The organism is Psychroserpens mesophilus, assembly GCF_050617655.1.
GTDB classification, from domain to species: Bacteria; Bacteroidota; Bacteroidia; order Flavobacteriales; family Flavobacteriaceae; genus Psychroserpens; species Psychroserpens mesophilus_A.
The window spans coordinates 380,131-396,722 of record NZ_JBODQC010000001.1 but is presented as its reverse complement, the minus strand read 5'-3'; the positions used below and the strand labels follow the sequence as shown (position 1 = coordinate 396,722).

Annotated in this window: 15 protein-coding genes and 1 tRNA gene; 6 read left to right on the top strand and 10 right to left on the bottom strand. The window is 32.3% G+C overall.

Annotated features, from left to right (window positions below):
- Nucleotides 1-95: 95 nt before the first annotated feature.
- Nucleotides 96-2,099 carry a glutamine--tRNA ligase/YqeY domain fusion protein gene (locus ACRHNM_RS01735; RefSeq protein WP_431134003.1) on the bottom strand — a complete coding sequence of 668 codons (2,004 nt, stop codon included), beginning with the start codon at nucleotides 2,097-2,099 and terminating at the stop codon, nucleotides 96-98.
- A gap of 66 nt (nucleotides 2,100-2,165) precedes the next feature.
- Between ACRHNM_RS01735 and folB the strand changes: the two genes are divergently transcribed.
- The 3 genes from folB (at nucleotide 2,166) to ACRHNM_RS01720 (ending at nucleotide 3,892) form a co-directional block, all read left to right on the top strand.
- Entirely contained in the window at nucleotides 2,166-2,528 is a 363-nt protein-coding gene (gene folB / locus ACRHNM_RS01730; protein ID WP_431133022.1) for a dihydroneopterin aldolase, read from the top strand.
- 68 nt (nucleotides 2,529-2,596) lie between these two features.
- Nucleotides 2,597-2,667, top strand: a tRNA-Cys gene (locus ACRHNM_RS01725).
- A 175-nt stretch (nucleotides 2,668-2,842) separates the two neighbouring features.
- The gene (locus tag ACRHNM_RS01720) at nucleotides 2,843-3,892 is read left to right on the top strand and encodes a T9SS type A sorting domain-containing protein (protein WP_431133020.1); all 1,050 of its coding nucleotides are present in this window, start codon (nucleotides 2,843-2,845) and stop codon (nucleotides 3,890-3,892) included.
- 6 nt (nucleotides 3,893-3,898) lie between these two features.
- Here the strand turns inward: ACRHNM_RS01720 and ACRHNM_RS01715 are convergent, their stop codons facing one another.
- The 4 genes from ACRHNM_RS01715 to ACRHNM_RS01700 form a co-directional block, all read right to left on the bottom strand.
- Nucleotides 3,899-4,573 carry a LysE family translocator gene (locus tag ACRHNM_RS01715; RefSeq protein ID WP_431133018.1) on the bottom strand — a complete coding sequence of 225 codons (675 nt, stop codon included), beginning with the start codon at nucleotides 4,571-4,573 and terminating at the stop codon, nucleotides 3,899-3,901.
- Nucleotides 4,574-4,639: 66 nt separating this feature from the next.
- The gene (locus ACRHNM_RS01710; RefSeq protein ID WP_431133016.1) at nucleotides 4,640-5,314 is read right to left on the bottom strand and encodes a head GIN domain-containing protein; all 675 of its coding nucleotides are present in this window, start codon (nucleotides 5,312-5,314) and stop codon (nucleotides 4,640-4,642) included.
- A gap of 93 nt (nucleotides 5,315-5,407) precedes the next feature.
- Entirely contained in the window at nucleotides 5,408-5,704 is a 297-nt protein-coding gene (locus tag ACRHNM_RS01705) for a YbjQ family protein (protein ID WP_431133014.1), read from the bottom strand.
- Nucleotides 5,705-5,870: 166 nt separating this feature from the next.
- Nucleotides 5,871-8,117: a ribonuclease R family protein gene (locus ACRHNM_RS01700; RefSeq protein ID WP_431133012.1), complete on the bottom strand. Its 2,247-nt coding sequence runs from the start codon at nucleotides 8,115-8,117 to the stop codon at nucleotides 5,871-5,873.
- An 878-nt stretch (nucleotides 8,118-8,995) separates the two neighbouring features.
- Between ACRHNM_RS01700 and rpiB the strand changes: the two genes are divergently transcribed.
- The 3 genes from rpiB to ACRHNM_RS01685 all read left to right on the top strand — a co-directional run bounded on the left by rpiB (nucleotide 8,996) and on the right by ACRHNM_RS01685 (nucleotide 10,871).
- A complete protein-coding gene (gene rpiB / locus ACRHNM_RS01695) occupies nucleotides 8,996-9,430 on the top strand; it encodes a ribose 5-phosphate isomerase B (RefSeq protein ID WP_431133010.1) in 435 nt (144 codons plus the stop codon).
- The gene (locus ACRHNM_RS01690) at nucleotides 9,431-10,342 is read left to right on the top strand and encodes a cation diffusion facilitator family transporter (protein ID WP_431133008.1); all 912 of its coding nucleotides are present in this window, start codon (nucleotides 9,431-9,433) and stop codon (nucleotides 10,340-10,342) included.
- Between the two features lie 85 nt (nucleotides 10,343-10,427).
- Nucleotides 10,428-10,871, top strand: a complete 444-nt coding sequence (locus tag ACRHNM_RS01685; protein ID WP_431133006.1) for a GNAT family N-acetyltransferase — start codon at nucleotides 10,428-10,430, stop codon at nucleotides 10,869-10,871.
- Here ACRHNM_RS01685 and ACRHNM_RS01680 read toward each other — a convergent pair.
- The 5 genes from ACRHNM_RS01680 to ACRHNM_RS01660 form a co-directional block, all read right to left on the bottom strand.
- On the bottom strand, nucleotides 10,868-11,716 hold the full coding sequence (locus ACRHNM_RS01680; protein WP_431133004.1) for an OmpA family protein: 849 nt from the start codon (nucleotides 11,714-11,716) through the stop codon (nucleotides 10,868-10,870). The two genes, ACRHNM_RS01685 and ACRHNM_RS01680, sit on opposite strands and share 4 nt — an antisense overlap.
- Before the next feature lie 66 nt (nucleotides 11,717-11,782).
- Complete coding sequence (locus ACRHNM_RS01675) at nucleotides 11,783-13,420, bottom strand: S41 family peptidase (protein ID WP_431133002.1); 1,638 nt, start codon at nucleotides 13,418-13,420, stop codon at nucleotides 11,783-11,785.
- Nucleotides 13,421-13,432: 12 nt separating this feature from the next.
- Nucleotides 13,433-13,810: a ribonuclease P protein component gene (gene rnpA, locus ACRHNM_RS01670; protein WP_431133000.1), complete on the bottom strand. Its 378-nt coding sequence runs from the start codon at nucleotides 13,808-13,810 to the stop codon at nucleotides 13,433-13,435.
- Nucleotides 13,811-14,611 carry an XRE family transcriptional regulator gene (locus tag ACRHNM_RS01665; protein WP_431132998.1) on the bottom strand — a complete coding sequence of 267 codons (801 nt, stop codon included), beginning with the start codon at nucleotides 14,609-14,611 and terminating at the stop codon, nucleotides 13,811-13,813.
- Between the two features lie 97 nt (nucleotides 14,612-14,708).
- Nucleotides 14,709-16,586, bottom strand: coding sequence for a M1 family metallopeptidase (locus ACRHNM_RS01660; RefSeq protein ID WP_431132996.1), 1,878 nt, complete (start codon nucleotides 16,584-16,586; stop codon nucleotides 14,709-14,711).
- Nucleotides 16,587-16,592 lie beyond the last annotated feature (6 nt).

Genomic DNA, 16,592 nt, shown 5'->3' with positions numbered 1-16,592 from the left:
TTTAGGTTTTTTTTTAACGTTTGTTGTCTTCTTTTTTAAAAAGAAAACCCATAAAATTAATGCTTTTATGGGTTTTAAAAATTATAAGGTTTGCACTAAACAGCCTTAGCCTCTTTTACCAAGAGTTCATTTGAATCTTCTTTAGCTTTATCAATAAAAGCATTAATATCGGCATTTCGTTCTTGTCCGTTTTTAAGCAACACACCTAAAGCAATCATGGTTGCAATACGAGTACCTGCTTTTTTTACAGCTGTATTGAATAAGGGTTGCAACTCCATATAACTAATGTCTTCTGCTAATTTTAAAATTTCAGCTTTAGACTTTTCTTGCTTAGCTTCTGGAAGATTTGTATATTTTTTACCTAGCTGTTTAATCACTTCAATTGCTGGACGCTTTTGTTGAGACTTCTGAGGCTTATTTTGATGTTGTTGTGGTTTAGGCTTTTGTTTAGCCCAAGAATCTCTTAAACCAACCGTTTTATTAAATATCAAATGATTTGAGGTCGAATCATTATCTACATTAAAATATCCAATACGCTGAAATTGAAAACGGTCACCTGCTTTAGCATTTGCAAGACTTGGTTCAACATATGCTTCGACAATTTTTAAAGAATTAGGGTTGATAAACTCCATAAAATCCTTCTCATTATGACTGTCTGGCGCTTCGTCTATAAAGAGCCTATCGTATTCTCTAACTTCAGCCTTAACAGCGTGTTTTATAGATACCCAATGTAATGTTCCTTTGACTTTCTTCTCTGTATCTGTTGAATAGGTACAATGAATCTCCGTAATATTGCCTTTAGCATCTTTGACAACGCTTTCTCCTTTAATGATGTATGCGTTTTTTAAACGCACCTCACCTCCTAATTTTAATCTGAAGAATTTACTTCCAGCCTCTTCTTTAAAATCATCACGTTCAATATACAGTTCTTTAGAAAAAGGTACTTTTCTGAAACCAGCACTTTCATCTTCAGGATTATTTTCAGCTTCAAGCCATTCTTCTTTATCATCAGGATAATTAGTGATAACTAATTTTACTGGATCTAAAACAGCCATTACTCTTGGCGCTGTTTGATTTAAATCTTCCCTAACACAAAACTCTAAAAGGGAAACATCAATCACATTTTCACGTTTAGCCACACCAACCTTTTCAACAAACTGACGAATAGAGTTTGGTGTATAGCCACGACGACGTAAACCTGAAATTGTTGGCATTCTAGGATCGTCCCAACCAGAAACATGACCTTCATCAACCAACTTGAGTAATTTTCGTTTACTCATGATGGTATAACTTAAATTTAATCGGGCAAATTCACGTTGTTTAGGAAGCATAGGAAGCGTTTCTGAAGCATAATCGTAAACGTGTTCCTTAAACCAGTCGTAAAGCTCTCTATGAGGCTTAAATTCAAGCGAACATAAGGAATGTGAAATTTGTTCGATGTAATCGCTTTCACCATGCGTCCAGTCGTACATTGGATAAATACACCACTCATCTCCTGTTCTGTGGTGATGCTTCTTTAAAATACGATACATGATTGGATCACGCATTAGCATATTTGGATGTTGCATATCGATTTTAGCACGAAGAATGTGTTCGCCTTCATCAAACTCACCATTTTTCATGCGCTCAAACAAGTCGAGGTTCTCCTCTACACTTCTGTTGCGATACGGACCATCTACACCAGGTTGTGTTGGTGTTCCTTTTTGTTCTGCCATCGCTTCACTAGACTGAGAATCGACATAAGCTTTTCCATCTTTAATAAGCTGAACAGCCCATTCATAAAGTTTATGGAAATAATCTGAAGAATACAGTTCATTTGCCCATGTATAACCTAACCATTTAATATCCCGTTTAATTGCATCAACATACTCCTGCTCTTCTTTAGCGGGATTAGTATCATCAAAACGAAGGTTTACAGGCGCATTATAAGCTTCACCTAAACCAAAACTAATTCCGATGGCTTTGGTGTGACCAATATGTAAATAGCCATTAGGTTCTGGAGGAAATCGAAAACGAAGTTTATCTTTTGATAATCCATTAGCTAAATCCTCTTCAATGATATGCTCAATAAAATTAAGCGATTTTGTTTCTTCAGACATGTTTTTAAAATAATAGACAAAGTTATTAAATATTTGCGTCATATATTTGCTTTAAAATAGAATGCTTTGGGAATAATTAAAGTTGAAAATATACGTGTTTATGCCTTTCATGGTTGTTTAAATGAAGAAACCAAAATTGGTAGTAACTATCGGGTTGATTTGGAAGTTAAAGCAAATTTAAAAGCTTCGGCAAGCTCAGATAAATTAAGTGATACTGTTGACTATGTGCTTTTAAATAAGATTGTTAAGGAAGAAATGAAATACCCTTCAAAACTTCTAGAAACAGTTGCAAAACGCATTTTGAAACGTATCTTTAAAGAAGACGCTTTGGTAAAAAAAGCAACAATTAGTGTGAGTAAACTTAATCCTCCAATTGGTGGAGATGTTGAAATGGTAACGATAAAAATGACCGAAAGACGAAAAAACTAAGGGTTAATAGTGTAAAATGGTAATTTTTTTTACATTTGCGACTCTCTAGGAATAACGAGATTTATATTGGCATCTTGGCCGAGTGGCTAGGCAGAGGTCTGCAAAACCTTCTACAGCGGTTCGAATCCGCTAGATGCCTCAAAAAACCTTCAACTGTTGTTGAGGGTTTTTTTATTTTTATAAACAACTAAATACTTTCATTATTAATCAATTATAATAATTGTTTGCCATTGCAATTAAAGAAAATACGACAAATGACGTATTTTAGAAACTAGGATGTAATTATAGTTTTACAGCTTTTAAAACTAAACGCAATGAAAAAAAATTACATTTTATTTATTCTATTAACTTTTTGTTTCAGTAATATTCACAGTCAGGTCAATACGGTAGTAAATGGTTTTAATGGTCCAACCGAAATGGTTTTGAATGGTAATGATTTATATATTGCCGAATTTTTTGGAAATAAAATTTCTAAAGTAGATCTTTCTTCAAGCTCACCGAGTCCTGTTACAGTTCTTAATAACGTCAATTCTCCTTATGGTCTTGCATTAAACGGGAATGACTTATATATTGCTGAAAGTGGTTCCAACAGAATTGTTAAAATAGATATAACACAAAGTAATCCTATAGTTTCTACTGTTGTTACAGGTGTGAGTGTGCCTTATGGTTTAGCTTTAAATGGCAATGACTTATATATTGCTGAATTTAATGGTAACAAAGTCTCAAAAATAAATATTGCAGATAACTCACCTACCCTTGAAACTTTTATTTCCGGTCTAACAACACCTTCTAGTCTTTTAATGAACAATACTGAATTATATATTTCAGATTATAATGGAGGTAAAGTTGTAAAAGCTGATACAACAACAAACAATCCTTCTGCATCAGATGTTATTACTGGCTTGAATAATGTATTTGGGTTATTTTTTGATAATGACCTTTTATATATAGCTGATAATAATGGTCGAGTTTCTAATGTAGATATTAATGCTGGTTCACCATCATTGAATGTGATACAAACCGGGTTACTTTATCCAGTGGGATTTGTTAAGTATAACAATGAATTGCATATTACGGAATTATTAGGAAATAGAGTGATTACTTTAGATGCAGTTACATTATCTTTTGAAGATATAAAAATAGAAAATAACTTATCCTTATGGCCAAATCCAGTTCAAAATGAATTACATATTAAAGGACTTAATACAGATGCTACTTATTTGATACTAAGCGTAAATGGTATGGAAGTTCTCTCTGGTACTATAACTAAAACAATCAATACGAATACCATAAATCCTGGAATATATATTTTAAAGATTAAAAATGGTTCGAAAATGTTTCATTATAAGTTTATAAAAAATTAAAATTGATTACAAACGATGCTCGATCTCTTCCTGAAGTCGTTCTTTTCCCTGTGGAAACAGACCTTGAACTAACAATAAAATACCAAAGCCCAAAATCACCAGAGCAATAATTTTTTTTGTTTTAAATATTAGCCTTGGAGTTAACCTATTTCTAAGTCGTTTTGCTACAGCTATTTTAACCAGGTCTGTTAAAAAATAAACAATAAGTATGGTGGCAACAAACACGTAAAGCCCTTCTTTTGTTTCGGTTAAAGAGTTTCCTGCAGCTATAAACACAAGCCAACCGATTAATACACCAATATTAACGAAATTAAGAAAAAAGCCTTTGATGAATAATTTGCCGTAAACATTTTTTTTAATTTCTACTTTATGATATTCCCTAACGATTGATCTGAACGATTTAGATGTTTTAGTAAAAGAGATAATTCCGTAAGTCACTAATAAAACACCTCCAAAAATGACAAAGTTGGGATCATCTTTAAGTTTATCCACTATCTTATTTGTACTGTAAAATGCGAGAAGAATAAAAATAATATCTGCAAAAATAACGCCTAAATCAAAAATTAAAGCGCTTTTAAAGCCTTTAGTAGCACTGGTTTCGAGCAGTACAAAAAATACTGGACCGATAGTGAAGGCGAGAAATATTCCGAAGGGAATGGCAGCTAAAATATCATCAAACATATGAATTGCATCGCTTTCTTACAAAACTAAGAAAAAAAGACGCTTTATCAACTTAATAGCTTAGGATTAGTTCATGCGCTTAACGCGACCACCTAAGGTTGTTTTTTCCTGAATATTTTCTGGATTACCATAAATAAATACGTCACCTCCAGCAAGCACTTTTGCAGTCACTTCATTTGATGCATAAACGTCGGCCTCTCCAGCAGCTTTGATATTTACAGATGTATTTTTGGTTTCAAAAGATCTCCCTTCATAAATACCTCCAGTATTTAACGTAATATCTTGTGAAACAGCTTTACCTCTGGTTTCGATAATGCCACCAGTAACAGCTCTTATATCTACTTTATCGACATCTAAACCAATTTTAAGACGTGCGCCTTCTTGTGCTCTGAGCTCGATATAATCTTGTGTAATTAATTCGTTCGAAGAGATAAAAGCACCTTCATTACCATCGATGACATTCAGCTTTGTATAATACACTGCTACAAATGTTTTATCACCATTAAAGATTTTATCAAGTTTCATTCTAATTTTTAGCTTGCCATTTTTATTAAGAACCTCAACATCTTCAATATCATCACCAGTAATTTCAACTTTATCAACATCAGATTTAATTAAATTAACTTCGATTAAATCGAATACTTTGACTTCGGAAAAATCGCCAACACCTTTTTCTTTAGGATTTTGAGCTGATAATAAAGTGCTTAAAAAGAGTAATGTAATAGCTAAAAAAGTTCTCATTTGAATATGTTTTTTTGTATGTGATACATGTTTCTGTTACTAAAGAGCTCACAAAAACAAAATTGTTACAGTTTTTAAAAAAAACGAATACAACTAAGCCACAGAAACTGCCGTTCCTGTAACAGAAACCATAGCAGTATTACTTGTGGTTAATTCAATTTCAACTTTGATACCTACAACAGCATTAGCACCTAATTTTTTTGCATTTTCTGTAAGAGTCTGAAATGCCTTTTCTTTAGTAGTATCTATACTATCCTGAATGGATTTAAGATACTTTGACATACTAAATCCCATTGCAATCTTTCCGTCAAATAATGAAACACCTGTTACAATACCTTTGTAATCTATTATTTTAAAGCCTTCAATAGAATTGGTTGTGGTTAGAATCATGATAATGAGTTTTTTTTATTTGTAATGTCTTTACTATAAATGTTACATAGTATACCTAAAACATCATAAAAAGTAAAATGTCGCGTTAAGGATAGGAGTGGCATCCTTTTGGTTGTTTACCAAAAGATATAACGGATAGCCTGACCTTTAGGTAACGCCATAATTATTAATCTTCTGCATGTTTTCCAATCAATGTAAAATCTAGATGCTTCTTAACCAAATCGGTGTTTTTTACTTTAACAACTACCTCATCTCCGAGTTGATACATAGTTTTAGAGTTTTTACCTACCAAGGCATAATGATCTTCATCAAAAGCATAATGGTCATCTTTCATGTCTCTGACGCTAACCATACCTTCACATTTATTCTCGATGATTTCAACATAAATTCCCCAATCTGTCACACCAGAAATCACACCTACAAAATTTTCATTTTTATGATCTTCCATAAAGCGAATCTGCATGTATTTTATAGAATCACGCTCAGCTTTTGTCGCCAGATTTTCCATATTACTAGAATGGTTACACTTGTCTTCATAAATGGCTTCATTTGCAGATGTACCTTTATCGAGATAATGCTGTAACAAACGATGTACCATCACATCTGGATAACGACGAATTGGTGATGTAAAATGTGTGTAATAATCGAATGCTAATCCGTAATGTCCGATATTATGCGTGGTATACTCGGCTTTACTCATCGTACGAATGGTAAGCGTATCGACTAAATTTTGTTCTTTTTTACCATCTACCTCTTTTAATAAATTATTTAAAGATGATGCCACTGTTTTTCGATCTTTAAGATTAAGTTTATATCCGAAACGACCTACGACATTTTGTAACGCAGCCAATTTACTGTCATCGGGCTCATCATGAACACGATAGACGAAAGTTTTCTTAGGGTTTTGTTTACCGATAAATTCAGCTACTTTTTTATTCGCCAAGAGCATAAATTCTTCAATTAATTTATTAGCATCTTTACTGGTTTTAAAGAATACACCAACAGGATTAGCGTTGTCATCTAAGTTGAATTTAACTTCTACCTTATCAAAAGAAATCGCTCCAGAACTCATACGTTTACGACGCATGATTTTAGCTAGCTCGTCAAGTTTTAAAGTGGCTTGAGCAACTGATTGAGTGGTTTTGTATTGTTTTCCTGTAAGTGAAACCTCTTTAGGAATTGTTACCTCAATCTTATTAGGATTCTTAAGTACTTCTACTCCACTCAATGTGGTATTTTGTTCAATAATTGCTTGTGCTTCTTCATAGGCAAATCGCGCATCAGAATAGGTAACAGTTCTTCCAAACCATTGGTCTTTGATTTCAGCTTTGTCATTCATTTTAAATACTGCAGAAAAGGTATATTTCTCTTCATGTGGTCGTAATGAACACGCTCCATTTGATAAGATTTCTGGAAGCATTGGCACAACTCTATCAACTAAATAAACTGAGGTTGCACGTTCATAAGCTTCATCATCTAAGATGGTGTTTTCTTGTAAGTAATGCGACACATCAGCAATATGAATTCCGATTTCAAACAAGCCGTTATCTAAGACTTTAAATGAAAGCGCATCATCAAAATCTTTTGCATCTTTAGGATCAATGGTAAGGGTTAAATCTTTGCGCATATCGCGACGTTTTGCGATTTCTTTTTTAGTAATTGTTGTATCAATTTTGTTAGCAAATTCTTCAACGTCGTGAGGAAATTCAAGAGGTAAGCCATATTCGGCTAAAATAGCGTGAATTTCAGTGTTGTGCTCTCCTGGTTTACCGAGCACTTTAAGAACGCGCCCATGAGGAGAATCGGCTTTTTCTGGCCAATCTTCTAAGGATACTAATACTTTATCACCATCTTCCGCTTTATTAATTTTATTAATAGGTACGAAAATATCAGTGTACATTTTGTTACCATCAGGAATCACAAATGCAAAGTTTTTCTTATCATGAATTTGAATCACACCAACATATTCACTTTTAGCACGTTTAATAATGCTTGTGATTTCACCTTCAAGCTTGCCTCGTTTTCGACGTTTATACGCGTAAAATTCGACTTCATCACCATGAAGTGCTTTATTCATATTATTTGAGGCGATGTAGACATCATCTTCAAAATCGTCACTAATAATATAGCCTGAACCTCGAGACGCCATATCGACACGACCAGTATGGTATTCGGTATTTACTATGGCTTTAAATTTACCACGATCTACTTCTTCAATCTCTTGTTTTGCTTTGAGTTGTTGAAGTTTCTTTATGATTTGATTTCTGCTACTGGCATCGTTAACACCAAGTATAGCAGCAATTTGTTTATAGTTAAACGTTTTAGTTCGTTCTTTTTTTAAAATACTAAGAATGGTATTTGTAAGGTTGGAAATCCTGTTATGAGATGGCTTCCTTTTTTTCTTTTTTGTCATTTAATTTGTAATCATATTTCGTTTCCTAAAAGTGTTAGGAATTCTTTCTTAATTCACTTAATACAAGGAGGAGTGAAGATATTAAGTTTCTGCAAATCTACGGTTTAATTATTTAATAGTGTTTAGGTACTGTTAAATTAATGAAAAAGCGCTGTAAAATTTACAGCACTTTTGATAAAACTTCTCGATACAATTCCTTATGCTTCGGAATCCACTCAAGATGACGTATAATTATTCAATAATGAATTTTTTTGAGGTCTTTATAAATAAAAACAACTTTACTATTTTTAAAAGAAATCATTCCTAATCATAAAAAATGTAGTTATCAACATATATATATATAATCTTTTTTCTTTTAAAAATTTAAAAAATAAATAATGATTATGATAGCTTGTTAATAGCGGTATAACTTTAATTCAATTTATTTTGATTAGTGATTTATAGAATTCAATGAATAGTTAGTTAACATTAAATTTACATTTAAAAGACTCATTTATAACGTTTTTTTGAATGCTATTAACAGCTGTTCATAACTGATGTTGACAACTCATATTTAATAAGTAATTTTAATTTTAGTGTTGGAATCTATGTCTTTTAAGACTGATAACTTCACCAAAAAAAATGAGTAAGTTTTTAGGTCGTTTCATTTTAGTTTTGGTTTGAAAAAATTCCTAAATAATCCTAATAAAAGTTTTAAATACTTAAGAGAAGATATGAACAAGTAATGAGCTGTAAATCTAAAGATGTTAACATGCTTTATAAGTAAAGAATCCCATTTTAATTTCAAACCTAAACATTATGGATAACTAACTTTAATATCCTTCGGATTATTTGTGAGCAATTATTAACTTTATACTTTTAAACAACACTATATAACCATGACAATCTCTATAGGTAACGATCACGCAGGAACCGAATATAAACAAGCTATTTTAGAACATTTAGAAGCTAAAGGTTATACAGTTAATAACTACGGAACCAACTCAACTGATAGTGTTGATTATCCAGATTTTGTGCATCCTGTTGCTAAAGATGTTGCATCTAAAAAAGTCGATTTAGGAATCATTATCTGTGGCAGTGGAAATGGTGCAAATATGACTGCCAATAAACATCAAGGTGTACGATCTGCTTTATGCTGGACTAAAGAAATAGTAACATTAGCTAGACAGCATAATAATGCTAATATCTTAAGTATTCCTGCACGTTTTACAGCAAAACAACAAGCTATTGAAATGGTTGATACTTTTTTAAATACTGAATTCGAAGGAGGACGTCATCAAAATCGTGTAGATAAAATACCTGTTTCATATTAAATGGGTCATTCTCATAATCACTCACATTCTCATAACGATTTAAAAGGTAGAAATCTTTTAATTTCTATTGTATTAAATATTGTAATCACAGTTGCTCAGGTGATTGGTGGACTACTTTCGGGTAGTTTGTCATTACTGAGTGATGCACTTCATAATTTTAGCGATGTCATCTCTCTTATAATAAGTTATATTGCTGACCGACTTTCTAAACAAAAAGCATCTTTAAAAAAAACATTTGGTTATAAACGCGCAGAAATTTTAGCAGCTTTTATAAATGCTGCAACGCTCATTATTGTTGCTGTTTTATTAATTATAGAAGCTGTTGAACGTTTTTTAAATCCGCAAGAAATTGAATCTAATGTAGTTATTTGGTTATCATTTGTTGCGATTTTAGGAAATGGATTTAGTGTATTACTTCTTAAAAAAGATAGTCATACAAACATGAATATGAAAAGTGCTTATTTACACTTGCTAACCGATATGATGGCAAGTGTTGCAGTATTGATTGGTGGTTTATTAATGAAATATTATCAGTTGTTTTGGGTAGATAGTGTTTTAACGTTTGTAATTGCTATGTATCTTATTATAATGGGATATAATTTACTTAAAGATTCGTTCAAAGTATTGATGCTGTTTACTCCTGAATCAATTGAAGTAGAAGACATTGTTAATGTGCTTCAAAATATTGAATTAATAAAAAATGTTCATCATGTGCATATATGGCAATTAAATGAAGAAGAAATTCATTTAGAAGCACATATAGATTTTAAAAAAGATATTACCTTATCACAATTTGATACCATTTTACATAAAATAGAAGATTTAGTATTCAATAACTTCGGAATTAATCACGTAAATATTCAACCAGAATTTGGAAAATGTGATGATAAAGATGTTATTGTTCAGGATTGATAACCAGAAAATTGACATTTTCACTGATGCAGAATCCAAAATAATGAGATCTTGAATCGAGTTCAGAATGACGAAAAGCGTAATTATGCTAGAGACTACAATAAAAACCTTTCAGGAATTAACAACACAAGAGTTGTATGATGTGCTTCAACTAAGAAGTGAAGTTTTTGTTGTGGAACAAGATTGTGTCTATCAGGATATTGATGGAAAAGATCAGAAATCACTTCATGTGTTGGGTTATAAAAATAAGACTTTAGTAGCTTACACAAGACTCTTTAAACCAGGTGATTATTTTAAAGAAGCCAGTATTGGTAGAGTAGTGGTTAAACACTCTGAACGTCAGCATCAATATGGCTATGATATTATGAACGCTTCAATTGAAGCTATAAAAAACCATTATCAGGTTACTACTATTAAAATATCTGCTCAAACGTATTTAAAACGTTTTTATAATAATTTAGAATTTCATGAAATAGGAGAGGAGTACCTTGAAGATGGTATTCCGCATATTGGGATGATTAAACGTTAATTACGTTGATTAACTTCACCAACGTAAGTCACTAAAATTTCAACACGACGGTCAAATTTTGGTTCACCTCCTAACGGAAATTTTCGTCGCATACCAACGTATTTCATGCGACGTTTATTAACCCCTTTTTTGGCTAAAAAGTCATAGATATATTTTGCTCTTGCCACTGAAAGATTTCGTTTTTTAGTTTTTCGGTCTATGGCATCTCTACTGTTTTGTGTACAACACACATGACCTTGAATGGTAAAATAAATATCTTTTCGTTCTAATAGTGCCTGAGCTATACTTTCGAGAGTTGCTTTAGACTCTGGTAATAGTTTACTGTAACCTGTTTTAAAAAGAATGTTATCTAATGTAAATTTATCACCTGCTTTTAATTCTCCTTTTATAATATCTTCAACCTTAGGTTTTTTATCGACCACTTTTTGAACACGTGAAGGATTATACGGTTCTACAATAATTTCAACCTTTCTATTAAGGCCTCTAATTTTATGAATATCTTCTTCTTTAACAAGTTTTAAAAGAACCTCACCTTTACCATCCACATTGGTAATGATAGATTCGTCAAATTCATTATTTGAAAAAATGGTTTTTATTGAATTAGCTCTATTTTGAGATAAAACCAAGTTATAAGAGTCACTGCCTCTATCATCTGTAAACCCATAAATAGATACTTTTTTGATATCAAGTGTTTCTATTTCAGACAAGAATAATAGTAGCCGATAGTGTTCTGTTGGAGGAATTTCAAATTGATCTGTTTCAAAATATACCTCATGCGTTTTTATTTCTGTTTGGGCAAACAAAAAAGAGCAAAAAAGTAATATGACAAGAGGTATTTTTTTCATGCTGTATTTAAAACAAGGTTTCTAATATAGTTTATTTTGATTTTTATATCAAAATTCTATGATTTTTTAATCTAAATAACCTTGATAATTAGAAGATGAATTAAGTATTTCTTTACCTTTTTGAATTTCAGGGTTTGTAGCTTTATAATAAGTGTATAGCCCTTCTCTATAAAAATAGCGTTTTATAATTTCATCTGATAATAAAGCCAATATTTCATTTTTATTAGCATCAATAGCTTGTGTTTTATAAGCATTTAATGCATTTAATAAATCTTCGTAATCGGAATCTATAGCTGTTCCTATTTTTTCTTCTTTAGCAATTAAATAGGCTTCAGCAAAGGCTTTTTCAGCTTTTGTATCAAAATTAAAATGATTACTTATTAAGAAATTTTTAAAACTAGAAAATTCAGCATCTGTTAATTCAAATTGTGTAATATCTGTTGGTTCAGGATGATTGTAATAATAATTTGTAGCGTATTTAAAAATTAAATTTTCAGCTAAAATGGCATTTGTAATTGGGCTTTGTTTTGAAGCTTCTAACTCTAAATCAGGTTGAATTCCTCCACCATCATAAACCGTTCTTCCTTTTTTTGTCTTGAAAGCGTTATAGTTTTCTCGTTTTACACGTGTTGCTTTTCCGTTTTCATCTCTATTCCAGTAATCTAAAGCTTGTATACATCGACCAGAAGGTGTGTAGTAACGTGAAATGGTGACTTTAATTTGTGTACCGTAAACCAGAGGTTTTGGACGTTGAACCAATCCTTTTCCGAAGCTTCGTGCTCCAATAACAACACCTCGATCTAAATCTTGAAGTGCACCAGCAATAATTTCGCTTGCAGATGCGCTACTGCCATCAATAAGAACAACAATGGGAATTTCAGTATCTACTGGCTCTCTTTGAGTATAATAGGTTTTATTGTATTTTTCTACTTTAGATTTTGTAGTAACGACCAGTTGGTCTTTAGGGACAAAAATATTGGTAACATTAACGGCTTCAGTTAGTAAACCTCCAGGATTTCCCCTAAGATCTAAAATGAGTTGTTTGGCACCTTGATTTTTTAAAGACCTAACAGCACTTTTGGTTTCAGAAGAGGCTTTGCGAGTAAATTTACGAAGCACTATATACCCTGTTTGATCGTCAATCATTGAAAAATGAGGAACAGCATTAATATCGACAGCTTCACGCTTAATCGTAGCAGTTTCAGTTTTCCCCTGTCTTATATAAGTAACTTTTACCTCAGAGCCTGCAGCACCATGTAGAAGGTTTCCAGCGTCATCTTTAAAATCTGCTACAACAACATTATCTACCTTTATAATTTCGTCACCAGCTTTTAAACCGGCTTTGTCTGCTGCATAATCTTTATAAGGCTCAACAATAACCAATTTATCTTTAAGTGTTAAAACATTAGCACCAATACCTGTATAATCTCCTGAGTTATTAATTCTAGACGCTTCTACATCTTGTTCGTTATAATAGTTGGTATAAGGGTCTAAATCTTCCAACATGCTTTTAATCGCAGTATCCATTAAATCTCCAGGATTGGTATCATCAACATAATTCATGTTGAGTTCTTTAAACACAGTCGTAAAGATTTCAATTTGTTTAGCTATTTCAAAAAAGTCGCTTTTAAAAGCGGTTCCTCCAAAAAATACAGTAACCGCAATTAGCGGAATAAGAATTCGTTTATGTAGTATTCTTTTCATCATGTTCGGTGTTTAGTTTTGGGACACTTTTTTTGAAAAAGCATCTAAAAGTTGTTTCATTTTCAGGTCAATAGACTCAAAATCTGTTCCATCTTTACTAAGGTACAAAATCATTAACGCATAAGATCCAGAAATGTTGTTAAAATGTGCAGCTTTATTAAGTCTGTAAGCTTCTCTGAGTAGGCGTTTGATGCGATTTCTATCCACTGCATTTTTGAAATTTCGCTTACTGGTTGAAACACCTGTTTTAAACTTTGCATCATCTTTAAAGTCTGTTTTTAAATAGACCATTCTAAGTGGAAAAACAGACACAGATTTCCCTTCAGAAAATAGTTTCTCAACTAACTTCTGATGTTTCAGTTTTTCCTTTTTTGGATATGAGAATGACATTTAATGCTTTTCAATTTTATGTTCAAGGTTCATAATCTTGCTTTCAAGTTCATGTAATTTGTCAAAGACATCAACAGGTTTAGGGATTTGTTTTGATGCGTACATTGTTACTTGCCAAACCTCCATAATATCCTCTGAAAGGATGCTGTAATCGGGAAAATTACCATCTTTATTATCACTTTTCAGAATGAATTTTTGCTGGTTTTTAGACTGATGAATAAGGCGTTTTAAAACCACACCATCATTTTTACTTACCACGACATAAACCTCGTTGTCTTTGATATCTGAAATCGCTTCAACATATTTTCCGAAGACCAGATCACCATCGTAAAATGTTTGTACCATTGAGTTACCCTGAACTTCAAAACACCTGAATGTTCCGTTGGTTAATAATGGCATTTTAAACGATGGAAGCGATTCGATATAATCGACATCTCCATAACCGCTCAAATAGCCAGCTCTTGCTTTGGTTGATACGAAAACAACATTTTCATTACCTTCAGATGTTGTAGAAATTACTTGAGGTATTCCTGAATATGTTTGAATGGGTTTTACTTCAGATGCCAGCATGATATCGTTTTTTCCAAATAGATAATCAGGATTGATATCAAATTCATTAATAATCGCTAAAAGCACATCATAACCTGGCTTGGTTTTTTTTCTTGAACCATCTTTTTGCGGACGACCATTAACTATACTATCTATTGTAGTACCTGTTACACCAATACGTTTTGAAAACGCATAGTTATTAAGGTTAAACCGATTGATAATTGCTGTTATTTTCTCACCTATATGTAACATAGTGCAACGTATTGAATCCTGTGCTTTGATGTAAGAGCCAAGATAGTAAAAGCACATTAAAATCAAACATTTGTTATACTATATTATGAAGCACTACTCAATTCTTTTTGTCTCTATAAGATAGATTATTTTCAGTATTTACATCTGCCATTAAGCCTGATGGATCAATCTGGACAGATTCAATTTTTTTTGAGGTCTTAAAGCGATACGTTGGAAACACCCAAGCCCAGTCTTCAAGAAGTGTTGCTGAAGTAGGCTTTTCTCCTCGCATTTGTCGTAATGGTATGTAAAAATTCTCGGTTGATTTATCTGTATAAGTTACAGTGAGATCTAAAGGCATTGGCATTAATCCGATACGCTCAAGTTCAACAGTTTTTTTATCAATATGTTTAACAGCATAATCTATAGTGTTTGTGGTTTGTGTGAAGTCGATTAAATACCAATCGAGTTCAAGTCCTGAAATTTTTTCTGCACTTCGAATTATATCGAACGGTTTAGGGTGTTTAAAAACAAAATCATTATAATATTTTTTGATGGTTTTATTTAAGTTATCTTCACCAATTACATAACCCAATTGCGATAAAAAGACACATCCTTTATGATAAGAAGCAGTGCTGTATATGCTGTTTAATTCATATTTATCGGCATAATTAGTTTGTGGTTGTTCCAAACCAGAATTTGCAATTTCTATATAACGTGTATATAATTTTTCCCATGGATTTGTTTTATTTTCGTTATAAAAATCATTCATTGCTTTATATTCAATATAAGTAGCAAAGCCCTCATCCATCCACTCATGTTTGGCTTCATTTGAAGCTAATAAAAACTGAAACCAAGTATGAGCCATTTCATGAGATACTGTAGATTTAAACATGCTTTCAAGTTCAACTTCACCTCTAATAAACGTACACATTCCATATTCCATACCAGCATCTCCTCCTTGTATTATGGAATATTGCTCATAAGGATATGGTCCTACCAAATTACTGTAATACGTCATTAATTTTGCTGCTTTAGGTTGTAGCTGTTTCCAGTTCTCTAATTGTTGTGGAGACATAGTATTCTTATAGAAGAAATGAAGCGCTGGTCCGTTTTCAACTTTTAATATATCATGGTTATAATCTGGATCTGCAGCCCAAGCAAAATCATGAACATTTGGCGCTACAAAATGCCAAGTGAGCTTATCACTTTTTGTTTCAATAGTTTTTTTAGCATAACCATGACCAATTTCGTTTGCATTTTGAAGATAACCTGTTCCACCAATGATATAGTTTTTGTCAATGGTAATTTTTACATCGTAATTTCCCCAAACACTGTAAAATTCTCTTGCGATATACGAATAAGCATGCCATCCTTCGTCGTCATATTCTGCTAATTTAGGATACCACTGACTCATTGATAATGCAACTCCTTCTTTATTGTACCTTCCAGAACGTCGAATTTGAACAGGCACCTGTCCGTTAAAAACCATATCAAAATTCACTTGCTCTCCAGGTTGTATAGGTTGATTGAGTTTCACTTCTAAAACAGTTCCAACGACATCATAAGTAAGTGGTTTTTCATTTTGGAGCAATGACTCGATTTTAATATACCCTATTTCATCTGGTTGCAGCTTCGCAATTCTACTTTTATAAACAGGTGTTTCTTTTGTACCAACATTTGGGGCTAATCGTCTGTCTGGATCTAAAATAGTCTGTGCTCTAATATCCATCTCACTACCTGGTTGAAACGCATTAAAATATAAATGATAAAACACTTTGTCTAATTCATCAGGAGAATTATTTGTGTAAACGATGTTTTGTTTGCCTTTAAATTGATTAGATGTCACGTCCATATCAATATCCATAGTATAGTTTGCTTGTTGTTGCCAATAGCCCTCTGTTTTGTAAACGATTTGAGGTGTTTGTGCTGAAGTTTCAGAATTAGCGAAAAGAAAGCATAAAGATGATAAGATTAAAACAATGAGGTATTTCATTGATAG